Source organism: Oryzihumus leptocrescens, from assembly GCF_006716205.1.
GTDB classification, from domain to species: domain Bacteria; phylum Actinomycetota; class Actinomycetes; order Actinomycetales; family Dermatophilaceae; genus Oryzihumus; species Oryzihumus leptocrescens.
Map to the genome: position 1 here is coordinate 1,746,164 of NZ_VFOQ01000001.1, position 22,017 is coordinate 1,768,180.

Sequence of the window (22,017 nt, forward strand, 5' to 3'; positions counted from 1 at the left end):
TCGCGCCGGGACCGGCTGCTGGCACGGGTGAGACAGGCTGGCGACCCGTCCTGTGGCCGCACGCCCGGGATGTGCCCCGGCAACCCCTGATCCGCACGCGGGGCTCGATGACCAGAACCGGGGTCGCGTGTTCGCGGACTCTCAGATAACGGGCCCCACGCAAGAGGCCCGCCGCGCCCGCCCAGGGAAGGGGAGGGGCGCCAGGCACAGGCGCTCAGGAGGGAAGGGCCCGCTCACTCGGTGGAGACGGGTATGCCGCGTCGCAGCTGCTCCAGCCGCGACGGCAGGGGCTGCCAGTCGGGCGTGCCGGCGAAGTCCACGTTGAGCTCGTCGACGGCCCGCTCGTAGGCCCGGCGCAGCCCGCGGCTCTGCAGCGGCATCCCGGCCGGCCGGGGCACCGAACGACCGGTGGAGGTCTCGACGTGGTTGCCGCGGACCGACACCCACAGCGCCGTCATGGTGCCCTCGAGACGGCCGACGATCAGGTCGCGCTCCTCCAGCCAGCGCCGCAGGGCCACGCGGGTCCCGGGGGTCAGGGCCACCTGGTCCAGTGCCGGCTCGTTGACCCGCAGGGCCTGGGGCCGCCGGTGGAACCGCACCGAGGACAGGTCCGGGGCCAGGTCGTCCACGCGCATCGCGCAGAGCTCACCGGCGCGGGCACCGGTGTCCAGGACCAGGCCCACCATCGCCAGCAGGCGGACCCGGCCGGGCGTCGTGCGCGGGTCCCTCGACACGGCGTCCAGGTGCGCCCACACCCGCTGCTGCTGCCGCTCCGGGACGGTGTCCTTGAGGTCCGGCGGCACAGGCCGGGCCAGGTCCGGCAGGGCGACGCCCAGCTCCGCCGCCAGCAGGGCCAGGCAGTCGAGGCGCACGCGCTCCGAGGCGGGGGAGGGCGTGGTCCGCCGGTAGGGCGCCACCCGCAGGGCACCCTCGCGGGCCAGCGTCAGGTAGCCCTGCAGGGCCGGTGCGGAGAACAGGGACCGGATGTCAGGGGGGAGGTCCCCGAAGTCCTCGTGCTCGAGGGCGCGGCGCAGCTCACCGACCACCCACCGGACCTGGCGGGACCGGGCTGCGCTCGTGGCGGGCCGGGTGGAGATGTGCTCGGCAGCAGCATCGAGGCGGGCAACCAGGCGGTCGACGGCGGATGGCATGGTCAAACGATATCCAGATAACGGGCCCCCGGCGAGCGCAACTCGCCGGGGGAACAAACCGGGGCCACCAACAGCAGCCCGGACGACGGGGGCGCCGCGCGGCGGGTGGACGTGCACGGTCCGTCGGACCCTCGAAGGGGACGTCGGACGGTGCCGTCACTCCTCGGTGGGGCTGACCGCCGCCGACGCGCGCGGGTCGAGGGCGAGCACCGTCGCACCCTCGGGCAGCGGCGGGGGAGTGCCACCCCACGCCGGGCACAGCTGGCGGTGCTCGCACCAGTCACACAACCGCGACTTGTTGGGCCGCCAGTCGCCGGTCGAGGCCGCCCGCTCGATGGCCTGCCACAGCGCCTTGAGCTTGCGCTCGGTGGCGAGCAGGTCGGTCTCGTCGGGGGAGTAGCGCACGATCTCGGAGTTGCCCAGGTAGACCAGCTGCAGCAGCCTCGGCACCTCGCCCCGCAGCCGCCACAGGACCAGGGCGTAGAACTTCATCTGGAACAACGCCTTGGCCTCGAACAGCTCGGAGGGCGAGCGTCCCGTCTTGTAGTCGACCACGCGGACCTCCCCGGTCGGTGCGACGTCCAGCCGGTCGACGTAGCCGCGGAGGGTGAGCCCGTCGAGCTCGGTCTCGACGTAGAGCTCGCGCTCGGCCGGCTCCAGCCGTGTGGGGTCCTCCAGGGTGAACCACCGCTCGATGAGGGCCACCGACTCCTGGAACCAGGCCGCGAGCGCATCGGGTGAGGTCCCGTCCACCAGCGAGGCCAGGTCGGGCTCGGCCGCAACGAGTGCCTCCCACTGCGGGGCGACCAGGCCGGCGGCGGCGGCCAGGGTCCGCTCGGGGGCGGGCAGGTCGAAGAGCCGCTCCAGCACCGAGTGGACCAGCGTGCCGCGCGCCGCGGCCGCGCTCGGCGGCTCGGGCAGCTTGTCGATGACCCGGAAGCGGTAGAGCAACGGGCACTGCATGAAGTCCGAGGCGCGGCTCGGGGACAACGCGGCAACCATGCGGTGCACTGTAGGGCGCACGGCCGACACATCGGCGACAGCCCGGCGGCCCGAGCCCCACCTCGGCTCACAGGTTGGCCACAGCCAACCCCGACCCTCACGGTCACCCGCTGACGTAGGGTCGCTGCATGACGACCGACGGCGCTGCGCCGCCTCAGCGCGCCCCCGGCCTGCGCATCGCGACCCTCGCCGGCATCCCCGTCTACATCGGCCGCACCTGGCCGATCATCGCGGTCGTCATCCTCGTGCTCTACGGCCCGTCCCTGCAGGCCTCGCGGCCCGACCTCGGCTCGGGCGCCTACCTCGTCGCCGCGGCCTTCGCCCTCCTGCTCCTGGTGTCCGTGCTGGCCCACGAGGCCGCCCACGCCCTCGTCGCCCGGGCCTTCGGCTACCGCGTCAGCCGCGTGGTGGCCGACCTGTGGGGCGGCCACACGGCATACGAGTCGGCGGGCAAGACCCCCGGGGCCAGCGCCCTGGTCGCCGTCGTCGGCCCGGCCACCAACGGGGTGCTGGCCGTCATCGCCTGGCAGCTGAGCCACCTCGTCCCCGGCGGCGGCGTCGCCCACATCCTGCTCGGGGCGACGGCCTGGACCAACGGGTTCGTCGCCCTGTTCAACGTGCTGCCCGGGCTGCCCCTGGACGGCGGGTTCATCGTGGACGCCCTCGTCTGGAAGGTCACCGGACGACGCGAGGCCGGGCTGACCGCGGCCGGGTGGTGCGGCAGGGTCCTCACCGTCCTCTCCTTTGTCGGGTTCGTCGTGGTCTGGCCGGCGGTGCAGAACCGCCCGGTCGACATCGTGGACCTGGTCTGGGGCGGCATGATCAGCGCGTTCCTGTGGGCCGGGGCGACGCAGGCCGTCCGCGCCGGACGCACCCGCGGCCGCCTCAACGGCGTCATGGTCGACACCGTATGGCGCCGGGTCACCACCCTGCCCCTGTCCGCCACCGCCCAGGACGCCTACGTCCTGCGCACCCGCGAGCTCGGGGGCGCCGCGGTGGTCATCGTCGACCCGACCGGCGCCGAGCTCGGGCTGGTCGACGACGACGCGCTGCGCGGCATACCGGAGCCCCTGCTGGCGAGCACCCCTGTCTCGGCGGTCATGCGGGCCCAGCCGCGCGGCTGGGTCGCACTGGCCTCGCCGTCCGAGCCGGTCACGACGATCGCCGAGACGATGCAGCAGCTCGGCGTCGACGCGGTGCCGGTGCGCGTGGCTCCGGGGGCCCCGCTGGCGGGCATCGTCCTGGCCGGCGACCTCGAGGACGCCCTGTCACGGCGGCCGTCGCGGCGCACCTAGACTTGCCCGCCATGAGCACCTCGCCTGACACCCTTGACGACAGCCCCACCGGGGCGCACACCCGCCGAGGGACGTTCGGTGAGGGGGAGCGGGTGCAGCTGACCGACCCCAAGGGCCGGCTGCACACCATCACCCTCGGTGCAGGCAAGGAGTTCCACACCCACCGCGGCCGGCTGGCCCACGACGACCTCATCGGCGCGCCCGACGGCTCGGTCGTGAAGAACACCGCCGGGGTGGAGTACCTCGCGCTGCGCCCGCTGCTGTCCGACTACGTGCTGTCGATGCCGCGCGGCGCGGCCGTGGTCTACCCCAAGGACGCCGGCCAGATCGTGGCCATGGCCGACATCTTCCCCGGCGCCCGCGTCGTGGAGGCCGGCGTGGGCTCCGGCGCGCTGAGCATGTCGCTGCTGCGGGCTGTGGGCGACCAGGGCTCCCTGCACTCCTTCGAGCGGCGCGAGGACTTCGCCGACATCGCCCGCGGCAACGTGGAGGCGTTCTTCGGCGGACCGCACCCGGCGTGGACCCTGTCCGTCGGCGACCTCGTCGAGACCCTCCCCGGAGCGGTGGAGCCGGGGACCGTGGACCGGGTCGTCCTCGACATGCTCGCGCCGTGGGAGTGCCTGGGCGTCGTCGGCGACGCCCTCGCCCCTGGCGGTGTCCTCATCTGCTACGTCGCCACCGCCACCCAGCTCTCCCGCGTCGCCGAGGCCGCGCGCGACCACGGCGGCTTCACCGAGCCCCAGGCGTGGGAGTCCCTGGTGCGCGGCTGGCACCTGGAGGGGCTCGCGGTCCGTCCCGAGCACCGGATGCACGGCCACACCGGGTTCCTCATCACCACCCGCCGGCTCGCCCCCGGGGTGACCCCGCCGCTGCGCAAGCGCCGTCCCGCCAAGGGCGCCTACGGCGAGGCCGCCACCGAGCAGTGGGAGCCGGAGGACCTCGGCGAGCGGCCCCTGTCGGAGAAGAAGATCCGCCGCGTTCGCCGTTCTGTGACTGAGACGTCCGAGACGTAGGGCCCGATGCGGGCTAGGGTCGTCCTATCGGTCGCGGCAGCGGCCGGGAGTCGCCCGCGAGGAGGTTCCGACGATGTCCGACAACTCGCCGCAGCACGACGCCCGTCAGCCCCACGAGGCTGCCGGGGACGACGAGCGCCTCGAGCGTGAAGAGGTCGAGCGCCAGCAGTCGCTGCTCAACGACGAGGTGACGGCGCTGCGCCGCAGACTGGCCGAGTCGCCCACCCGGACCCGCGACCTCGAGAACCGCATCCTGCAGCTGCAGTCCTCCCTGGCCACGGTGTCCTCCCAGAACGAGCGGCTGGTCAAGACGCTCAAGGAGGCCCGGGAGCAGATCATCACGCTCAAGAGCGAGGTCGACCGGCTCGCCCAGCCCCCGTCCGCCTACGGGCTGATCGTGGAGTCCTACGACGACGCCACCGTCGACATCCTCACCGGCGGGCGCAAGATGCGCGTCGCGGTGTCGCCGGCGGTCGACCCGGCCGAGCTGTCCGCCGGCCGCGAGGTCATGCTCAACGAGGCGCTGAACGTCGTGGCCACCTGCGGCTTCGAGCGGGTCGGCGAGGTCGTCATGATCAAGGAGCTGCTCGGCGACGACCGGATCCTCGTGGTGGCCCACGCCGACGAGGAGCGCGTCGTGCGCATGGCCGAGAGCCTCGAGGGCGAGCCGATCCGCGTCGGCGACGCGCTCATGCTCGACACCCGCTCCGGCTTCGTCTACGAGCGCATCCCCAAGGCCGAGGTCGAGGACCTGGTCCTGGAGGAGGTGCCGGACATCGACTACGACGACATCGGTGGCCTGGCCGGGCAGATCGAGCAGATCCGCGACGCGGTGGAGCTGCCCTACCTGCACCCCGACCTGTTCAAGGAGCACGAGCTCAAGCCGCCCAAGGGCGTGCTGCTCTACGGCCCGCCCGGGTGTGGCAAGACGCTGATCGCCAAGGCGGTCGCCGCGTCCCTGGCCAAGAAGGTCGCCGAGCGCACCGGGCGCACCGAGACCAAGAGCTTCTTCCTCAACATCAAAGGCCCGGAGCTGCTCAACAAGTACGTCGGCGAGACCGAGCGGCACATCCGGCTGATCTTCCAGCGGGCCCGGGAGAAGGCCTCCGGTGGCACCCCGGTCGTCGTGTTCTTCGACGAGATGGACAGCCTGTTCCGCACCCGTGGCTCCGGCGTCTCCTCCGACGTCGAGACCACGATCGTGCCGCAGCTGCTCTCCGAGATCGACGGCGTGGAGCGCCTGGAGAACGTCATCGTCATCGGCGCCTCGAACCGCGAGGACATGATCGACCCCGCGATCCTGCGCCCCGGCCGGCTCGACGTGAAGATCAAGATCGAGCGGCCCGACGCCGAGAGCGCCCGCGACATCTTCAGCAAGTACCTCACCGCGACGCTGCCGCTGCACGAGCACGACCTGTCCGAGCACGACATGTCCAGGCAGCGCACGGTGGAGGCGATGATCGACTCCGCGGTGCAGCGGATGTACTCCGAGATCGACGAGAACCGCTTCCTGGAGGTCACCTACGCCAACGGTGACAAGGAGGTCCTCTACTTCAAGGACTTCAACTCGGGCGCGATGATCCAGAACATCGTGGACCGGGCCAAGAAGATGGCGATCAAGGACTTCCTCACCAGTGGCGCCAAGGGCATCCGGGTCGAGCACCTCCTGGCCTCGTGCGTCGACGAGTTCAAGGAGAACGAGGACCTGCCCAACACGACCAACCCCGACGACTGGGCGCGGATCTCGGGCAAGAAGGGCGAGCGGATCGTCTACATCCGCACGCTCATCACCGGCAAGGACGGCACCGAGCCGGGCCGGTCGATCGACACCGTCGCCAACACCGGCCAGTACCTCTAGTCCGGCCCCGGCCCCTCGGCACCCGGTGGCTCCAGCAGCAGCTGGTACCACCGGGTGCTGACGTAGGCGCCGAACTTGTGCCCGACCTCCTCCAGCACGCCGACCTCCCGGAAGCCGAGGCGGCGGTGCAGCGCGTCGCTGGCCGGGTTGGGCTGGGCGACCACGGCCACGGCGAGGTGCACCCCGGAGTCGCGCAGCCTCTCCAGCAGCCGGGCGTAGAGCGAGGTGCCCAGGCCGCGGCCGACGGCCTGCGGGTCGAGGTAGACCGAGGTCTCCCGGGTGCGGTCGTAGGCCGGTCGTGGCCGGAACGAGGAGGAGTAGGCGTAGCCGAGGACGGTGCCGTCGGCGTCCTCGGCCACGAGCACGTGGTCGCCGGGGTGGGCGCTGTCCAGCTTCGCCTGCCAGTACGCCGGCTCGGGGTCGGCCACGTCGAACGTCGCCACCGAGCCGCGCACCGCGTGGCCGTAGATCGCGGCGATCGCCGGCACGTCGCCCGCGAGCGCCGCGCGGATGGTCGGGTTCGGCAGGGTCGGGTCAGGCGGGTTCGGGTCAGGCATGCCCGGGTCCCTCCCACCGGTTGAGCCAGCCCGCGAGCGCCCGCCACCCCAGCAGGAACGCCCCGAGGACGACGAGGGCGACGACCACGAACGAGGCGGCGATGCCGCGTCCGGTCAGGTCCCGCAGGTACATCCCCACGACGACGGCGGACAGCCACACCGGTATGCCGTGCCGCACCGTGCCGGGAACGGCACCGAAGGTGGTGATCGAGATGAGCCAGCCGACCGCGATACCGGCAAGGAAGGGCCATGCGGTGACCAGGACCCCTACGAGGGCGGAGGACTCCTCGTGGCTGCGCCGGCCGATGGCGGCGAAGGCGAGCACGAGGAGGGTGTCGATGGCCAGCAGGGCGAGGGCCTTCGCGGTCAGGGACTTCACTGCTGCCCCGCCAGGGCGTCGAGGTAGGCGGCGATCCCGGCGCGGCCGTCGGGGACGAACGGCCACGTCGGGTCGGCCATGCGGTCCAGGAGCTCCTGCCACGGCATCCACCCGCCGTCGGCAACCTCCTCCGGCTGGTGGACCACCGGGCCGTCCCAGGTGACCTCGTAGCCGAAGGCCAGGTAGTGGGTGTTCTCGTCGCGGTACCAGCGGCGGAACCGGGGGACCAGCTCGACCCCGGTGATGCCCAGCTCCTCGGCCAGCTCCCGGCGCGTGGCGTCCTCGGGGTCCTCCCCGGCGTCGACGCAGCCGCCGGCGAACGCGTCGTGCATGCCGGGGTAGACGTCCTTGGTGTCGGTGCGCCGGTGGACGTAGACCGCACCGTCGGGGCGCCGCACGATCACGGCGGTGGCGGCGTGGGGCAGGTTCTCGGCGCGGACCTGCCAGCGGGGTGCGGCACCGGTGACCCGGCCGGTGTCGTCGCCCGGGTCGTAGAGGGCGAGGAGCTCGTCGGCGGCCATGGCGCGACCCTAACAAGCGCCGTGCGGAGATTTGGGGGCGCGTGGTGAACAGTGGTTCACTGCTGGTGAACGCTCGTTCACCCACCCCTGCGAAGGACCCCCGGTGTCTGCCCACGCCTCACCCCGCCGTGTCGCCCCCACCCCGCTCGTCGTGGCCGTGCTCAGCCTGTGCGGCACGATCGTCGCGCTCCAGCAGACCCTCGTGGTGCCGCTGCTGCCGGAGTTCCCCGGGCTCCTGCACACCACCACCGAGGACGCCTCCTGGCTGGTGACGGCGACCCTGCTCACCAGCGCGGTCGCCACCCCGATCGTCTCCCGGCTGGCCGACATGACCGGCAAGCGCCTGATGATGATCGTCTGCCTGGTCGTGATGATCGCCGGCTCGGTCGTCGGCGCCCTCGGCACGTCGCTCGGCGCGGTGGTCACCGGCCGGGCGCTCCAGGGCTTCGCCGCCGCGCTCATCCCGGTGGGCATCAGCATCATGCGGGACGAGCTGCCCCGGGAGCGGGTGGGCTCCGCGGTCGCCCTCATGAGCGCCACCCTGGGCATCGGCGCCGCGATCGGGCTGCCCCTGTCCGGCTTCATCAGCGAGCACGCCGACTGGCACGCCCTCTTCTGGGTGGCCGCGGGCATGGGCGCGCTCATGCTCGTCGCGGTGCCGCTGGTCATCCCCGAGTCGTCGGTGCGCACCCGGGGCCGGTTCGACGTCGGCGGCGCGATCCTGCTCTCAGCGGCGCTGACCTCGCTGCTGCTGGCGATCTCCAAGGGCGGCCACTGGGGCTGGACCAGCGAGCGGACGCTGGTGCTGTTCGTGGCGGCCGCGGTCCTGCTGGCGGTGTGGCTGCCCGTGGAGCTGCGGGTCGCCCGGCCGCTGGTGGACGTGCGCACCTCCGCCCGCCCGGCGGTCCTGCTGACCAACCTGGCCTCGGTGCTGCTGGGCTTCGCCATGTTCGGCAACATGCTCACGACCACCCAGCTGCTGCAGATGCCCAAGGCGACCGGCTACGGCTTCGGCCTGTCGGTCATCGACGCCGGGCTGGGCATGCTGCCGGCCGGGCTGTCCATGGTCCTGCTCGCCCCGGTATCGGCCGCGATCACCCGTCGCTTCGGCGCCAAGACCACCCTCATCACCGGCGCCCTGATCATGGCCGGCGCCTACGTCGGCCGGGTGTTCCTGCTCGACCAGCTGTGGCAGGTCATCGTCGGCGCCGCCCTGGTCTCGATGGGCACGGCCGTCTCCTATGCCGCGATGCCCACCCTCATCATGCGCGCCGTGCCGATCACCGAGACCGCCTCGGCCAACGGGCTGAACACCCTGCTGCGCGCCATCGGCACCTCGACCGCCAGCGCCACCGTCGCCGCGGTGCTGACGGGCACGGTGATGCGCCTGGGGCCGGTGACCGTGCCGGCGCTGGACGCGTTCAAGCAGATCTTCTGGCTGGCCGCGATCGCCGGCCTGGCCGCCGCGGCCGTCGCGCTGGCGCTGCCGCGGTCCCGGGCCGCGGCCCCCGCCCCGTCGGTGGCTCCCGGGACCGCCGAAGCCGTGGCCCCGGCACCGGAGGCCCCCGTGCACGACGAGGTCAAGGGCCCCGGCCGGGAGCACGAGATCGTCGTCCGCGGCGTGGTGCACGCCGAGTCCGGCCGGCCCATCCGCGGCGCGGTCGTCTCGGTGCTGCGCATCGACGGCGAGCCGGTGGACTGGTCCCGCGTCGACAGCACCGGCGCCTACCAGGTGGCCCTGCCCGGTCCCGGCCGCTACCTCGTGGTCACGGCCGCCGACGGCTGGTCCCCCCGGTCGGACGTGCTCGACCTCGGCGAGGGCACGAACCACCAGCACCTCGTGCTCACCGAGCGGCTGTCCCTGACCGGTCTCGTCCGGGGCGCCGACGGCTGCGCCGAGGGCGCGCTCGTCACCCTCACCAGGCCGTCGGGGGAGTCCGTGGCGTGCACCCGCGCCAACGCCGAGGGCCGCTACGCGCTGCCCCTGCCCGGTGCCGGGCGGTATGTCCTGACGGTGGTCGACGCCACGCAGCGACGTGCCGGGTCCACCCTGGTCACCGTCACGGGCCACTCCGAGACGGTCGACGTCGACCTGCCGGCGCCGACCCGGGTCCTGGCGTGACCGAGGCCGGCACCCGCCAGGTCGTCCTCACCGCCGCCCGGCGCCTGTTCGCCGAGCGCGGCTTCCGGTCGGTGACCATCCGCGACGTCGCCGCGGAGGCCGGGCTGTCCCCGGCCATGGTGATGAAGGTCGTCGGCAGCAAGGAGCAGCTCTTCCTCGACGCGGCCTCGTTCGACCCGGAGCCGTGGCCGGAGGACCTGCCGCTGGCCGACCTGGGCCGGGAGCTGGTCCGCCGGGTCCTGCGGCGCCGGGAGGAGCTGGCCTCCGAGCCCTGGGTCCGCGCCATCGTGCTCGTCCTTCCCGCCCCCAACCGCGAGGAGGTCAAGACCCGGTTCGTCCGCGCCTACGTCGCGCCCCTGGCCGAGGCGCTCGGGGGAGGCCCGGAGGCCCAGACCCGGGCCGAGCTCGTCGCCTGCGCCTTGGTCGGCCTGGCCGGCGGCACCCGTGTCTACGGCTTCGCCCCCGACGACCGCGCCGAGAGCGCCCCCGGCCTCGAGCTGTATGCCGGGCTGGTCCAGTCCCTGCTCGAGGCGCCCCTGCCGGTGCGCTGACCGCGGGTCCCGATCACCTCTCGGCGCGGACCTGCTCGACCAGCGCGTCCACGGCCGCGCGCGGCACACCCAGGCCGAACGCGGAGAGCTTGCCCAGCGGCATCGCCCCGAGGATGGCCCGCTCATGGGCGTCGACCTCGCCGAGGTCGCGGCCGCCGCCCTCGGCGAGCGCCTGCCGCAGGACCGGCCCGCCGACCGGGTGGGCGAACCACTCGTCCAGGGTCGAGCTGGCGGCCAGCTCCGGGAGCACGCCGTCGCCCTCCAGGTCCAGGACCTCCACCAGGTGGATGTCGGCACTGGAGGTGCCCACCCGGACCTCGACCTCACCCGCCTCGACCACCCACCGTCCCCGACCGGGTGACCAGAAGCGGAACGCCTCCGGCGCCAGCGGGATCCGCGCCGTGCCGCTGGCCCCGGGCTCGAGGGGGACCTTGGCGAAGCCCTTCAGCTCGTGCTCGGGCCGGTCCACCGACGCCGCGCGGTCGTGGACGTAGACCTGGACCACCTCGCTCCCGGCCACCGGCCCGGTGTTGGTGACCGTCACCGACACCTCCGCGGCGTTGGGGCCGGTCCGGTGCACCACGAGGTCGGCGAGGTCGAACGTCGTGTAGGACAGCCCGAAGCCGAACGGGTGGGCGACCGGGTCGCCAAGGGTGTGGTGGTAGCGGTAGCCGACGTAGATCCCCTCGCCGTAGCGCACGTGCTGCTCCCCGCCGGGGAAGAACAGCCACGAGGGGGTGTCCTCCAGCCGCAGCGGGATCGTCTCGGTGAGCCGACCCGAGGGGTTGGCCCGGCCGAACAGCAGGTCGGCGGTGGCGCTGCCGCCGGCCTGGCCGCCCAGCCAGCCCTCGAGCACCGCCTCCGCCTGGTCCTCCCACCCCGACACCGAGACCAGCCCGCCGTTGGCCAGCACGACCACGACACGCTCGTTGACGGCCCGGACGGCGCGCAGCAGGGCCAGCTGCCCGGCGGGCAGGGCGATGTCCTGACGGTCGAACCCCTCGGACTCCGCCGACGACGGCAGGCCGAGGAAGAGCACCACGGTGGAGGCCTCCCGCGCAGTCTCGACCGCCTCGTCGACGAGCGTGGCGTCCGCGGGGCCGTCGAGGGTGTAGCCGGGGGCGAAGTGCACCCGCTCGTCGCCGGCGAGCGCCCGGACCGCGTCCAGGGCCGCGTCCAGCCGGGTGGGCACGACCTGGGAGCTGCCGGCGCCCTGGTAGCGCGGGGTGCGGGCCAGCTCCCCGATGACGGCGAGCGCCTCGGTCCCGTCGGGGTCCAGGGGAAGGAGGCCGGCCTCGTTCCTCAGCAGCACCGCCCCCGCCGCGGCCACCTCCCGCGCCAGCGCGTGGTGGGCGTCGGGGTCCACGGCCGGTCGCTCCTCGGGCAGGGACTGCTCGCGGGCCACCAGGGTGAGCACCCGGCGTACCGCCTCGTCCAGCACCTCCTCGCGCAGGTCGCCCGAGTGGACCGCGTCGACCACCTGCTGGTCGGTGCCCGAGGGTGGCATCTCCAGGTCCAGCCCGGCGGCGAGCGCGGCCACCCGGTTGCTGACGGCACCCCAGTCGGAGACGACCATCCCCGCGAACCCCCACTCCTGCCTCAGCACCTGCGTCAGCAGCCAGTGGTGCTCGCTGGCGTGCGTGCCGTTGAGCTTGTTGTAGGCGCACATGACGGTGGTGGGCTGCTCCTGCCGCACGATGTGCTCGAACGCCGGCAGGTAGACCTCCCGCAGCGTGCGCTCGTCGACGTCGGCGCTGACCCGGAGCCGGTCGGTCTCCTGGTTGTTGGCCGCGTAGTGCTTCAGCGACGTGCCCACCCCGCGGGACTGGACCCCCGCGACCCAGGCGGCACCCAGCCGGCCGGACAGGAGCGGGTCCTCGGAGAAGTACTCGAAGTTGCGCCCGCACAGCGGCGAGCGCTTGATGTTGACCCCTGGACCGAGGACCACGGCGACGTGGGCCGCGAGCGCCTCGGCCCCGATGGCCTCCCCGACCCGGCGGGCCAGGCCCACGTCCCAGGTCGAGCCCAGGGTGACCGCCGGCGGGAAGCAGGTTGCCGGGTCGCTGCCGCCCAGGCCCATGGCGTCGCCGGCGTCGGACTGCTTGCGCAGCCCGTGCGGCCCGTCGGTCACCATGACCGACGGCACCCCCGCCTCGGGGACCGCCTGGGTGTGCCAGAAGTCGCCGCCGGAGGTCAGGGACGCCTTCTGCTCCAGGGTCAGCCGACCCAGGATGGTCTCCACGGCGTCCATGGGCACGCCCTCTCAGTCGCGGTCGGTGACCCGATCCTCCACCGGGGCCGGCGTTCGGGCCAGATGCCGGCGCAGCTCGGCCACCAGCTCCTCCCGGGCCGCCCGGCCCACGGTCGTCGCGCCGGGGAAGCTGGCGAACCCGTGCGGCGCCCCCGGGTAGTTGGTCGACCGGGCCGGCACCCCGGCGGCGCGCAGCGCCTCGGCGTAGCGGGCGCCCTCGTCGCGCAGCGGGTCCAGGTCGGCGGTCTGCACCAGGGCCGGCGGCAGCCCGGACAGGTCGTGGCCCCACAAGGGCGACACCAGCGGGTGGTCGGGGGCCAGGCCGTCCTCGCCGAGGTAGTGGGCGCGGAAGACGGTCATCTTCTCCCGGGTGAGCACCGGTGCATGGGCGTGCTCGGCGACCGAGGGCTGGCTCATCGTGGCGTCGGTGGCGGGGTAGACCAGCGCCTGGTGGGCGATACGCGGGCCGCCCTCGTCGCGCACCACCTGGCAGACGACGGCCGCCAGGTTGCCGCCGGCGCTGTCACCGCTGACCGCCAGCCGGGAGGGGTCGGCGCCCAGCTGCGCCCCGGCCGTGGTCACCCACCGGGTCGCGTCGACGCAGTCGTGGACCGCCTGGGGTGCTCGGTGCTCGGGGGCCTTGCGGTAGTCGACGCTGACCACGACGGCGCCGACGCCCTCGGCCAGGTGGCTGCACAGGGGGTCGTACATCCGGGGGCTGCCGAGCACCCACCCGCCGCCGTGGAACCACAGCAGCACGGGGGCGGCGTGACCCGCACCGGCAGGGCGGTAGACGCGCACCGGGACCGGGTGGCCGTCGCGGGCGGGGAAGGTGCTGTCCTCGATGGCGACGGCGCGCGATACCGGCCCGGTGACCCACGTGAACGGCGGGACCGTCGGCGCGACGCTGGCGCGGCTACGGCGGATCGCCGCCAGGTCCATCCCGAGGATGGACTCCCGGCCGAAGCGGTCCAGCAGCGTCGTGAAGACCTTGGTGCGCAGCGGCATCCGGGACATGGCCGCCACTATGCCCGATGCCCGGCCACCCGGCTCGCTTAGGCTGGCGGCATGAGCGTCCGTCGCGTCATGGGCATCGAGACCGAGTACGGCATCTCGGTGCCCGGTGACCCCACCGCCAACCCGATGCTGCTCTCGGGCTACGTCGTCAACGCCTACGCCAGCGCCGGCAGCAGCGGGACGCGCGCCACCAAGGCCAGCTGGGACTACGAGGACGAGGCGCCGCTGCGCGACGCGCGCGGCTTCGAGATGAACCGCCAGCTGGCCGACGCCAGCCAGCTCACCGACGAGGAGGACCCCACCCTGGCCAACGTGGTCCTCACCAACGGGGCCCGCCTGTATGTCGACCACGCCCACCCGGAGTACTCCTCCCCGGAGGTGACCAGCCCCCGCGACGCGATCCGCTGGGACCGGGCGGGGGAGCGGATCATGCTCGAGGCGGTCCGCCGGCTGGCGCCCGTACGGGGCACCGGCGGGGTCAACCTGTACAAGAACAACACCGACGGCAAGGGCGCCTCCTACGGCACGCACGAGAACTACCTCATGCGCCGGGAGACCCCGTTCGCGGAGATCGTGCGCCACCTCGTCCCGTTCTTCGTGGCCCGGCAGGTCATGTGCGGGGCCGGCCGGGTGGGCATCGGCCAGGACTCCTCCACCACGGGCTTCCAGATCAGCCAGCGCGCCGACTTCTTCGAGGTCGAGGTGGGGCTGGAGACGACGCTCAAGCGGCCGATCATCAACACCCGCGACGAGCCGCACGCCGTCGCCGACCTCTACCGGCGCCTGCACGTGATCATCGGGGACGCCAACCTGTGCGACGTCGCCAACCTGCTCAAGATGGGCACCACCAGCCTGGTCCTCGCGATGATCGAGGACCGCGCCATGACGGTGGACCTGGTGGTCAACAAGCCGGTCTCGACGCTGCACGCCGTCTCCCACGACCCGTCCCTGAAGACGCTGGTCGAGCTGCGCGACGGCCGCAACGTCACCGCCGTGGAGCTCCTGTGGCTCTACCACGAGCAGGTCTCGCGCTGGCTGGACTCGCGCTACGCCGGCGAGCTCGACGCCGACACCGCCGAGGTCATGCAGCGCTGGGAGTCGGTGCTGACCCGGCTGGAACGCGACCCGATGGAGTGCGCCCGCGAGCTGGACTGGGTGGCCAAGCTCGCGTTGATGCAGGGCTACCGCGACCGCGACGGGCTGGAGTGGTCCGACCACCGGCTGCGGGCGATCGACATCCAGTGGTCGGACGTGCGCCCCGAGAAGGGGCTGTTCCACCGGCTCGCGCAGCGCGGCCGGATCGAGACGCTCGTGCCCGAGGACGCCGTCGGGCACGCCGTGACCCACCCGCCGGAGGACACCCGGGCCTACTTCCGCGGCCGCTGCCTGGAGAAGTACGCCGACCAGATCGCCGCCGCGTCGTGGGACTCGCTGATCTTCGACCTTCCCGGACACACCTCGCTGCAGCGCGTGCCGATGCTCGAGCCGCTGCGCGGCACCCGGGCCGCGGTGGGCGCGCTGATCGACCGCAGCGAGGATGCAACCGCACTGTTGCGGGAGTTGGCAGCCGCGTCCGGATAGGTGTGACTAGGCTGGCGATTGACCGGCAGGACCAGCGGTAGCGCAAGGAGGATCCATGCCCAGCCAGGAGCAGAGTCGGCCTCAGCGGCGCGACGACGAGCCCGAGGTCCCGGAGCCCACTCCCACGGCACCGGAGGCCAGCGCCCGCAAGGACGCCCTGGACGACGACATCGACAGCGTGCTCGACGAGATCGACGACGTGCTGGAGTCCAACGCGGAGGAGTTCGTGCGCGGCTTCGTCCAGAAGGGCGGCCAGTGAGCTTCCCCGGCCACCAGGACGCGGGCCGGTTGCCCGCAGCCTTCACCGCCACGGGGTCGAGCTCCTTCACCGAGTTCGTCGGCGCCCACGCCCCCCACCTGCTGCCCTCGCGACGTCCGCTGCCACCCGGCGGCGCGCTGGAGGCGCCGCACGGCACCACGATCGTCGCGCTGACCTTCGACGGTGGCGTGGTGATGGCCGGGGACCGGCGGGCGACGATGGGCAACCTCATCGCCAACCGCGACATGGAGAAGGTCTACGGCGCCGACGACTACTCCGCGGTCGGCATCGCCGGCACCGCGGGCATCGCGATCGAGCTGGTCAAGCTGTTCCAGGTCGAGCTCGAGCACTACGAGAAGATCGAGGGCGCGCTGCTCTCCCTGGAGGGCAAGGCCAACCGCCTGGCGACGATGATCCGCTCCAACCTGGGCCTGGCCATGCAGGGCCTGGCCGTGGTGCCGCTGTTCGCCGGGTTCGACCTCGACACGACCGTCGGGCGGATCTTCTCCTACGACGTCACCGGCGGCTGCTACGAGGAGCACGACCACCACTCGGTCGGCTCCGGCTCGCTGTTCGCCCGCGGCGCCCTGAAGAAGCTCTGGCGGCCCGGCATGGCCTCCGCCGACGCCGTGAGCATCGCGGTGGAGGCCCTCTACGACGCCGCCGACGACGACTCGGCCACCGGCGGTCCCGACCTGGGCCGGCGGATCTGGCCCACCGTGGCCGTCATCGACACCGACGGGCTGCGCTTCCTGGACGACGACGCGCTGGCGGGCGTGGTCGAGCAGATCGTCGCCGGCCGCCGCGGCAACCCCGGAGGCGCCCGATGACCATGCCGTTCTACGTCTCGCCCGAGCAGCTGATGAAGGACCGGGCCGACTACGCGCGCAAGGGCATCGCGCGCGGCCGGTCGGTCGTGGTCCTCGGCTACGACGGTGGCATCGCGTTCGTCGCCGAGAACCCCTCGCGGGCGCTGCACAAGGTCTCCGAGATCTACGACCGGATCGCCTTCGCGGCGGTCGGCAAGTACAACGAGTTCGAGAACCTGCGGGTGGCGGGCGTGCGCTACGCCGACCTGCGCGGCTACTCCTACGACCGGGGCGACGTGACCGCCCGCGGCCTGGCCAACGCCTACGCCCAGACGCTGGGCACCGTGTTCACCCAGGAGTCCAAGCCCTACGAGGTCGAGATCGTCGTGGCCGAGGTCGGCACCGACGCAGACAGCGACCAGATCTACCGCCTGACCTACGACGGCTCCGTGGCCGACGAGCACGGCTTCGTGGCCATGGGCGGCACGGCCGAGCCGATCGTGGCCGGCCTGCAGGAGCGCTGGCAGCCGGGCATGACCCTGTCGGCGGCGCTGCGCCTGGCCGTCGAGCTCCTCGCCCAGGACCCCTCCGGTGGCGCGCCGCGCACGCTCGGGGCCAACCAGCTCGAGGTCGCCGTCATCGACCGCAACCGGCCCCGGCGCACGTTCCGACGGGTCACCGGCCCGCTGCTGGAGGCGCTGCTGTCCAGCGAGGACCCGACCACCGGGGTGCCGGCCGAGGACGGGCCCCAGGGATGAGCATCGCGGTCTCGGGCGTGACCGGGGCGCTCGGCGCCCTGGTCGCCCGGGGCCTGCGCCTGGAGGGGGTCAACCCCCGCCTGGTGGTGCGCGACCCGAGCCGCCTCGCGGACTGGACCGGTGCGGACGTCGCGCAGGCGGCATACCAGGACACCGAGGCGATGACCCGGGCCCTGGACGGCGTGGACACCTTCTTCCTCGTCTCCGGGCACGAGGACCCCGACCGGGTCTCGCTGCACCTCAGCGCTGTCGAGGCGGCGCGCCGGGCCGGGGTCCGGCGGATCGTCTACACCTCGTTCATGGGCGCCGCCCCGCAGGCGACCTTCACCTACGCGCGCGACCACAGCCGCACCGAGCAGGCGGTGCGCGGGGCCGGGATCGCCCTGACCGCGATGCGCGACAGCCTGTATGCCGACGTGGCGCCCTGGTTCGTCGGCAAGGACGGCGTGATCCGGGCGCCGGCGGGCCAGGGCCGCGTGGCGTGGGTCGCCCGCCGCGACGTGGCCCGGCTGGCGGTCGCGCTGCTGACCGGCGACGGGCACGAGGACCAGGTCTACGACGTGTCCGGCCCGCACTCGATCGACCTGCACGAGACCGCCCGGGCCCTGGCGTCGGTGACCGGCCGGCCGATCAGCTACCACCCCGAGACGCTGGAGGAGGCCCGGACCTCACGGGCCGGGAACCCGCACTGGCTGGTCGACGGCTGGATCGGGTCCTACCTCGCCCTGGCGACGGGGGAGGGGGCCGTCACCAGTCACACGATCCAGCACGTCACAGGCGTGCGACCGCTGTCTTTCGAGGAGTTCCTGGATGCCGAGCCCGACGCCTGGGCCCATCTGGTCTAGCGTTCGGTCCATGGCTGCTCATTTCGACCTCGTTGTCCTCGGTGCCGGACCCGGTGGGTACGTCGCCGCGATCCGCGCCTCCCAGCTCGGCCTCAAGGTGGCCGTGGTGGAGGAGAAGTACTGGGGCGGCGTCTGCCTCAACGTCGGGTGCATCCCCAGCAAGGCGCTCCTGCGCAACGCCGAGCTGGCGCACATCCTGACCCACGAGAAGGACACCTTCGGCATCACCGGTGATGCCTCGATGGACTTCAAGCCCACCCACGCCCGCAGCCGCAAGGTCTCCGACGGCATCGTCAAGGGCGTCCACTTCCTGATGAAGAAGAACAAGATCCAGGAGGTCAACGGCTGGGGCACCCTCACCGGCCCGACCTCGATGGACGTCAAGACCCCCGACGGCCAGGTCGAGCAGCTGACGTTCGACAACCTCATCATCGCCACCGGCGCGACGACCCGCCTCATCCCGGGCACCTCGCTCTCCGAGCGCGTCGTGACCTACGAGGAGCAGATCCTCACCGACCAGCTGCCCGAGAGCATCGTCATCGCCGGCTCCGGCGCGATCGGCGTCGAGTTCGCCTACGTCATGAAGAACTTCGGCGTCGACGTCACCATCGTGGAGTTCCTGGACCGGATGGTCCCGACCGAGGACATCGAGGTCTCCAAGGAGCTGCTCAAGCACTACAAGAAGCTCGGCATCACCGTGCTGCTGTCGACCAAGGTGGAGTCCATCGACGACTCCGGCGACAAGGTCAAGGTCACCGTCTCGCCGGCCGCCGGCGGCGACCAGCAGGTCATCGAGACCGACAAGGTGCTCCAGGCCATCGGCTTCGCCCCGCGCGTCGAGGGCTTCGGCCTTGAGGCGGCCGGCGTCACGGTCAGCGAGCGCGGCGCCATCGAGATCGACGAGTTCTGCCGCACCAACGTGCCGAACGTCTACGCCATCGGTGACTGCACCGGCAAGCTCATGCTCGCCCACACCGCCGAGGCGATGGGCGTCGTGGCCGCCGAGACGATGGCCGGCGCCGAGACCATGTCGGTGGAGTACGACTTCATCCCGCGCGCGACCTACTGCCAGCCGCAGATCGCCTCGTTCGGCTACTCCGAGGCCCAGGCCAAGGAGAAGGGCTTCGACGTCAAGACCGCGAAGTTCCCGTTCTCGGCCAACGGCAAGGCCCAGGGCCTCGGGGACGCGGTCGGCTTCGTCAAGATCGTCGCCGACGCCACCCACAACGAGATCCTCGGGGCGCACATGATCGGCCCGGACGTCACCGAGCTGCTGCCGGCGCTGACCCTGGCCCAGCGCTGGGACCTCACCGCCGACGAGGTCGCCCGCAACGTCTTCGCCCACCCGACGCTGTCCGAGGCGGTCAAGGAGGCCGTCGAGGGCATCGCCGGGCACATGATCAACCTCTGAGCCCGACCCACCCGGCCCGGGTGGTGGCCTCCTGCGCCACCGCCCGGGTCGAGTCGTGTCGGGGGTCGATCGGCAGGTGGCCCCACCGGTCGTCAGGGCGCGTCAGGCGGGCCCGTGCGCCACGAGCGGACCCACCTGCACCCGGATGGCCAGGATCGCCATGTCGTCGCGCTGCGGGGCCGCGCTGTAGTCCACCGCGAGCCGGCGTACCTGCTCGGCGACCGCCTGGGCCGGCATACCCGCCGTGGAGGCCAGCTCCCGGGCCACGCCCTCGGCGCCGAGCATGACGTCACCATCGCGGCGCTCGGTCACCCCGTCCGTGAGGGCCACCAGCAGGTCTTCGCGCTGCAGCACGTGCTCCTCGGCGGTGTAGGCCACGGCCTCGACCACCCCGAGCAGCGGTTGGGGGTTGCCGATCTCGCGCACCCGACCCTCGGGCCCCACCAGGAACACCGGCGGGTGTCCGGCGTTGACCAGCGTCAGGCGCATCCGGCCAGCCTCAACCTGCAGCGTGCCGCAGACGAGGGTGAGGAACCGGGAGCGCTCACCCTCCTCGAGGATCGCGGTGTTGAGCCGCTCCAGCGTGGCGGGCAGGGGGAAGCCGGCGCGCACCAGCGCCTGGACGGTGTGCCGGGCCAGGCCGGTGACCGCCGCCGCCTCGGCACCGGTGCCGCACACGTCCCCCACGACGAAGCACCACCGTCCGTTGCCGGCGGGGAACAGGTCGTAGAAGTCGCCACCGGCGAGGGTGTCCTCCCCGGCCGCCTCGTAGACCACGCCCACGTCCAGGCCGGGCGGTGAAGGCGTCGACGGCGGCAGCAGGCTCTCCTGGAGCGCCCGTCCGACCGCCTGGAGGTTGCCGTGCGCGCGAGCGTTGTCGATCGCGAGCGCCGAGCGGCGTGCGATGGACTCCGCCACGAGGTAGAACTCGGTGCGCCGCAGCTCCTGGGGCGGGCGGCCGAGGGTCAGGTAGCCGATCCGGCGCCGGCGGGCCACCAGCGGGATCGTCGTGACCGGCTGCCCCTGCACCTGCGGCCACAGCGCCGCCTCGTCGCCGCCGTCGGTGGCGGCAGTCGCTGTCGGCGGCTGCGCGAGCTCCTCCCGCAGCGCGTCGACGCGGGTCTCGTCCTGGTGCCAGACCTGCTGAAGGACGGGTACGCCGCGCTGGTCCAGCAGGTGGATGGCGCACCACGGGGCGATCCTCGGGACGACGATCTGCCCGGTGATCGCCATCGTCATGTCATGGTCCAGGGAGGCTGCGAGCAGGTCACCGGCGTCGGCGATGAAGGTCAGCCACTCCCGACGCGCCCGCTCCGAGGCCTGCAGCCGGGCGCGGTCCGCGGCCACGGCGATGGAGTCGGCGAACCGCTGCAGCAGCACGGCCTGGTCGTCGGTGAACCCGTCGACCCGCGCCGAGGCGGCCCCCAGAGCACCCACGACCCGCCCCTCGACCAGCAGGGGGACGACCACCAGCGAGCGCAGGTCCGTGCCGGCGAGCAACGACACCGGGAGCTCCGCGGTGTCGGTGACCACCACCGGCCGTTCCGGGGACTGGGCCGAGGGCGCCCCCGGGCTCCCGGGTGCCAGCCGGGACCCGAGGACCTCCTCGGGGAGCCCGCTGACCGCGGCGACCTCCATGTCGTCGTCGACCTCGTGGACGAGCAGCAGCCACGTCGCGTCGGCCTGGACGGGGTCCCGCACGTGCTCGACCGCCAGGGCCAGGAGCTCCTGGCTGCCGAGCCGGACCAGCGCGTCGGAGCGCAGGCCCGGGAGCACGGGCGAGGGGGGCCCGGGGGGCCGTGCCGTGGCGCCCGTGGCCGGCGTGACCACCTCGCGCTGGCCGGACGGCACGAGCAGGACGACCTGGCCGCCGGCGGTGCGGCGTACCGACGTCGCGTAGACCCCGGCCGTGCTGCCGTCCCGGCAGGTCAGCAGGCAGGTGCCCTGCCAGCGGGCGGAGAAGGTGGGGTCGGCCACGTCCGCCGGCAGCCCCTGGCCGGGCGCGGGGTCGACGAGGTCGGACAGCGGCCGTCCGGTGACGTCCGAAGGCAGCCACCCGGACATCGCGCAGGCGTCCTCGTTCCAGTGGGTGACCCTCCCGTCCGGCGCGGTCTCGACGACCCCGACCCGGGCGGTCCCGGCCGGGTCGGCCACCGCGGGGTGGGGCAGGTTCCCGCCGCCACCGGGCAGCGGGCAGGACGCCCACACCCGCTTGGTGGTGGGGGAGTACTCCACCCCCCAGGCCGAGGACAGCGACGCCGTGATCAGGAGCCCCCGGCCGTGCTCGGAGCGGTCCACGGGCCGCTCGGGGACCATGGGCACCGCGCGGCCGGGGTGGTGGTCCTCGACCTCGACGCGCAGGTCGGACCCCTGCAGCTGCAAGGACACCCGGGCCGGGGTGCCGGTGTGGACCACGGCGTTGGTCACCAGCTCGCTGACGACCAGGGAGACGCTGTCCAGCACGTCGGTGGCGCCCCACTGCTCGAGCTGCTCGCGCGCGAAACGGCGCGCCTCCACCACGGAGCGGGCCTCCGCGGCGAACGTGCGGTGCACACGCAGGGGAGCTGGGGGCATGGCGGCTCGGAACAAGACGTTGGCTCGGGCACCTCATGGTGCCAGACTCACGGGGTCAGCAGT

Annotated in this window: 19 protein-coding genes; 11 read left to right on the forward strand and 8 right to left on the reverse strand. The window is 73.1% G+C overall.

What is annotated here, in order from left to right:
- Window positions 1-233: 233 nt before the first annotated feature.
- Both FB474_RS08200 and FB474_RS08205 read right to left on the reverse strand, forming a co-directional pair.
- A complete protein-coding gene (locus FB474_RS08200; protein WP_141788204.1) occupies window positions 234-1,151 on the reverse strand; it encodes a site-specific integrase in 918 nt (305 codons plus the stop codon).
- Between the two features lie 156 nt (window positions 1,152-1,307).
- A complete protein-coding gene (locus FB474_RS08205) occupies window positions 1,308-2,153 on the reverse strand; it encodes a RecB family exonuclease (RefSeq protein ID WP_141788205.1) in 846 nt (281 codons plus the stop codon).
- Window positions 2,154-2,281: 128 nt separating this feature from the next.
- On the opposite strand from FB474_RS08205, the gene FB474_RS08210 reads away from it, so the two are divergent.
- The 3 genes from FB474_RS08210 (at window position 2,282) to arc (ending at window position 6,319) form a co-directional block, all read left to right on the forward strand.
- The gene (locus FB474_RS08210) at window positions 2,282-3,448 is read left to right on the forward strand and encodes a site-2 protease family protein (protein WP_141788206.1); all 1,167 of its coding nucleotides are present in this window, start codon (window positions 2,282-2,284) and stop codon (window positions 3,446-3,448) included.
- Between the two features lie 11 nt (window positions 3,449-3,459).
- Window positions 3,460-4,461, forward strand: a complete 1,002-nt coding sequence (locus tag FB474_RS08215) for a tRNA (adenine-N1)-methyltransferase (protein WP_141788207.1) — start codon at window positions 3,460-3,462, stop codon at window positions 4,459-4,461.
- A gap of 73 nt (window positions 4,462-4,534) precedes the next feature.
- A complete protein-coding gene (arc, locus tag FB474_RS08220; RefSeq protein ID WP_141788208.1) occupies window positions 4,535-6,319 on the forward strand; it encodes a proteasome ATPase in 1,785 nt (594 codons plus the stop codon).
- Here the strand turns inward: arc and FB474_RS08225 are convergent.
- Genes FB474_RS08225 through FB474_RS08235 form a run of 3 tightly spaced genes read right to left on the reverse strand, consistent with a single transcriptional unit; the run spans window position 6,316 to window position 7,776 of the window.
- The gene (locus FB474_RS08225) at window positions 6,316-6,876 is read right to left on the reverse strand and encodes a GNAT family N-acetyltransferase (protein WP_141788209.1); all 561 of its coding nucleotides are present in this window, start codon (window positions 6,874-6,876) and stop codon (window positions 6,316-6,318) included. The genes arc and FB474_RS08225 overlap by 4 nt on opposite strands.
- Complete coding sequence (locus FB474_RS08230) at window positions 6,869-7,255, reverse strand: DUF3054 domain-containing protein (protein ID WP_221632484.1); 387 nt, start codon at window positions 7,253-7,255, stop codon at window positions 6,869-6,871. The genes FB474_RS08225 and FB474_RS08230 overlap by 8 nt, the downstream gene beginning before the upstream one ends.
- Window positions 7,252-7,776 carry an NUDIX hydrolase gene (locus FB474_RS08235; protein WP_141788210.1) on the reverse strand — a complete coding sequence of 175 codons (525 nt, stop codon included), beginning with the start codon at window positions 7,774-7,776 and terminating at the stop codon, window positions 7,252-7,254. The genes FB474_RS08230 and FB474_RS08235 overlap by 4 nt, the downstream gene beginning before the upstream one ends.
- Before the next feature lie 103 nt (window positions 7,777-7,879).
- Here FB474_RS08235 and FB474_RS08240 point away from each other — a divergent pair, with 103 nt between their 5' ends.
- Both FB474_RS08240 and FB474_RS08245 read left to right on the forward strand, forming a co-directional pair.
- Entirely contained in the window at window positions 7,880-9,898 is a 2,019-nt protein-coding gene (locus FB474_RS08240; RefSeq protein ID WP_141788211.1) for an MFS transporter, read from the forward strand.
- Window positions 9,895-10,449 (forward strand): TetR/AcrR family transcriptional regulator, encoded by a 555-nt coding sequence (locus FB474_RS08245; protein WP_141788212.1) that lies wholly within the window; start codon window positions 9,895-9,897, stop codon window positions 10,447-10,449. Before FB474_RS08240 ends, FB474_RS08245 begins: the two co-directional genes overlap by 4 nt.
- A 13-nt stretch (window positions 10,450-10,462) precedes the next feature.
- On the opposite strand, the gene FB474_RS08250 is transcribed toward FB474_RS08245, so the two are convergent.
- Window positions 10,463-12,700 carry a glycoside hydrolase family 3 C-terminal domain-containing protein gene (locus FB474_RS08250; RefSeq protein ID WP_141788213.1) on the reverse strand — a complete coding sequence of 746 codons (2,238 nt, stop codon included), beginning with the start codon at window positions 12,698-12,700 and terminating at the stop codon, window positions 10,463-10,465.
- A 12-nt stretch (window positions 12,701-12,712) separates the two neighbouring features.
- A complete protein-coding gene (locus FB474_RS08255; protein WP_141788214.1) occupies window positions 12,713-13,717 on the reverse strand; it encodes an alpha/beta hydrolase in 1,005 nt (334 codons plus the stop codon).
- A gap of 51 nt (window positions 13,718-13,768) precedes the next feature.
- Here FB474_RS08255 and dop point away from each other — a divergent pair, with 51 nt between their 5' ends.
- From dop to lpdA, 6 genes are read left to right on the forward strand one after another with little or no spacing between them, the layout of a single operon-like run.
- The gene (gene dop / locus FB474_RS08260; RefSeq protein ID WP_141788215.1) at window positions 13,769-15,298 is read left to right on the forward strand and encodes a depupylase/deamidase Dop; all 1,530 of its coding nucleotides are present in this window, start codon (window positions 13,769-13,771) and stop codon (window positions 15,296-15,298) included.
- Window positions 15,299-15,353: 55 nt separating this feature from the next.
- Window positions 15,354-15,557 carry a ubiquitin-like protein Pup gene (locus tag FB474_RS08265; RefSeq protein WP_141788216.1) on the forward strand — a complete coding sequence of 68 codons (204 nt, stop codon included), beginning with the start codon at window positions 15,354-15,356 and terminating at the stop codon, window positions 15,555-15,557.
- Window positions 15,554-16,387 carry a proteasome subunit beta gene (gene prcB / locus FB474_RS08270; protein ID WP_141788217.1) on the forward strand — a complete coding sequence of 278 codons (834 nt, stop codon included), beginning with the start codon at window positions 15,554-15,556 and terminating at the stop codon, window positions 16,385-16,387. Before FB474_RS08265 ends, prcB begins: the two co-directional genes overlap by 4 nt.
- Window positions 16,384-17,124, forward strand: coding sequence for a proteasome subunit alpha (gene prcA, locus FB474_RS08275; protein WP_141788218.1), 741 nt, complete (start codon window positions 16,384-16,386; stop codon window positions 17,122-17,124). Before prcB ends, prcA begins: the two co-directional genes overlap by 4 nt.
- The gene (locus FB474_RS08280) at window positions 17,121-17,969 is read left to right on the forward strand and encodes an SDR family oxidoreductase (RefSeq protein WP_141788219.1); all 849 of its coding nucleotides are present in this window, start codon (window positions 17,121-17,123) and stop codon (window positions 17,967-17,969) included. Before prcA ends, FB474_RS08280 begins: the two co-directional genes overlap by 4 nt.
- Before the next feature lie 10 nt (window positions 17,970-17,979).
- Window positions 17,980-19,380, forward strand: coding sequence for a dihydrolipoyl dehydrogenase (gene lpdA / locus FB474_RS08285; protein ID WP_141788220.1), 1,401 nt, complete (start codon window positions 17,980-17,982; stop codon window positions 19,378-19,380).
- A 102-nt stretch (window positions 19,381-19,482) separates the two neighbouring features.
- Here the strand turns inward: lpdA and FB474_RS08290 are convergent, their stop codons facing one another.
- Window positions 19,483-21,954, reverse strand: a complete 2,472-nt coding sequence (locus FB474_RS08290) for a SpoIIE family protein phosphatase (protein ID WP_141788221.1) — start codon at window positions 21,952-21,954, stop codon at window positions 19,483-19,485.
- Window positions 21,955-22,017: the final 63 nt, after the last annotated feature.

Coding starts and splice junctions, on each gene's coding strand:
- FB474_RS08290 (WP_141788221.1), bottom strand. CDS start 21,954: ATGCCCCCAGCTCCCCTGCGTGTGCACCGCACGTTCGCCGCGGAGGCC.
- lpdA (WP_141788220.1), top strand. CDS start 17,980: ATGGCTGCTCATTTCGACCTCGTTGTCCTCGGTGCCGGACCCGGTGGG.
- dop (WP_141788215.1), top strand. CDS start 13,769: ATGAGCGTCCGTCGCGTCATGGGCATCGAGACCGAGTACGGCATCTCG.
- FB474_RS08215 (WP_141788207.1), top strand. CDS start 3,460: ATGAGCACCTCGCCTGACACCCTTGACGACAGCCCCACCGGGGCGCAC.
- FB474_RS08205 (WP_141788205.1), bottom strand. CDS start 2,153: ATGGTTGCCGCGTTGTCCCCGAGCCGCGCCTCGGACTTCATGCAGTGC.
- FB474_RS08255 (WP_141788214.1), bottom strand. CDS start 13,717: ATGTCCCGGATGCCGCTGCGCACCAAGGTCTTCACGACGCTGCTGGAC.
- FB474_RS08225 (WP_141788209.1), bottom strand. CDS start 6,876: ATGCCTGACCCGAACCCGCCTGACCCGACCCTGCCGAACCCGACCATC.
- prcA (WP_141788218.1), top strand. CDS start 16,384: ATGACCATGCCGTTCTACGTCTCGCCCGAGCAGCTGATGAAGGACCGG.
- FB474_RS08200 (WP_141788204.1), bottom strand. CDS start 1,151: ATGCCATCCGCCGTCGACCGCCTGGTTGCCCGCCTCGATGCTGCTGCC.
- arc (WP_141788208.1), top strand. CDS start 4,535: ATGTCCGACAACTCGCCGCAGCACGACGCCCGTCAGCCCCACGAGGCT.
- FB474_RS08265 (WP_141788216.1), top strand. CDS start 15,354: ATGCCCAGCCAGGAGCAGAGTCGGCCTCAGCGGCGCGACGACGAGCCC.
- FB474_RS08280 (WP_141788219.1), top strand. CDS start 17,121: ATGAGCATCGCGGTCTCGGGCGTGACCGGGGCGCTCGGCGCCCTGGTC.
- FB474_RS08250 (WP_141788213.1), bottom strand. CDS start 12,700: ATGGACGCCGTGGAGACCATCCTGGGTCGGCTGACCCTGGAGCAGAAG.
- FB474_RS08210 (WP_141788206.1), top strand. CDS start 2,282: ATGACGACCGACGGCGCTGCGCCGCCTCAGCGCGCCCCCGGCCTGCGC.
- FB474_RS08235 (WP_141788210.1), bottom strand. CDS start 7,776: ATGGCCGCCGACGAGCTCCTCGCCCTCTACGACCCGGGCGACGACACC.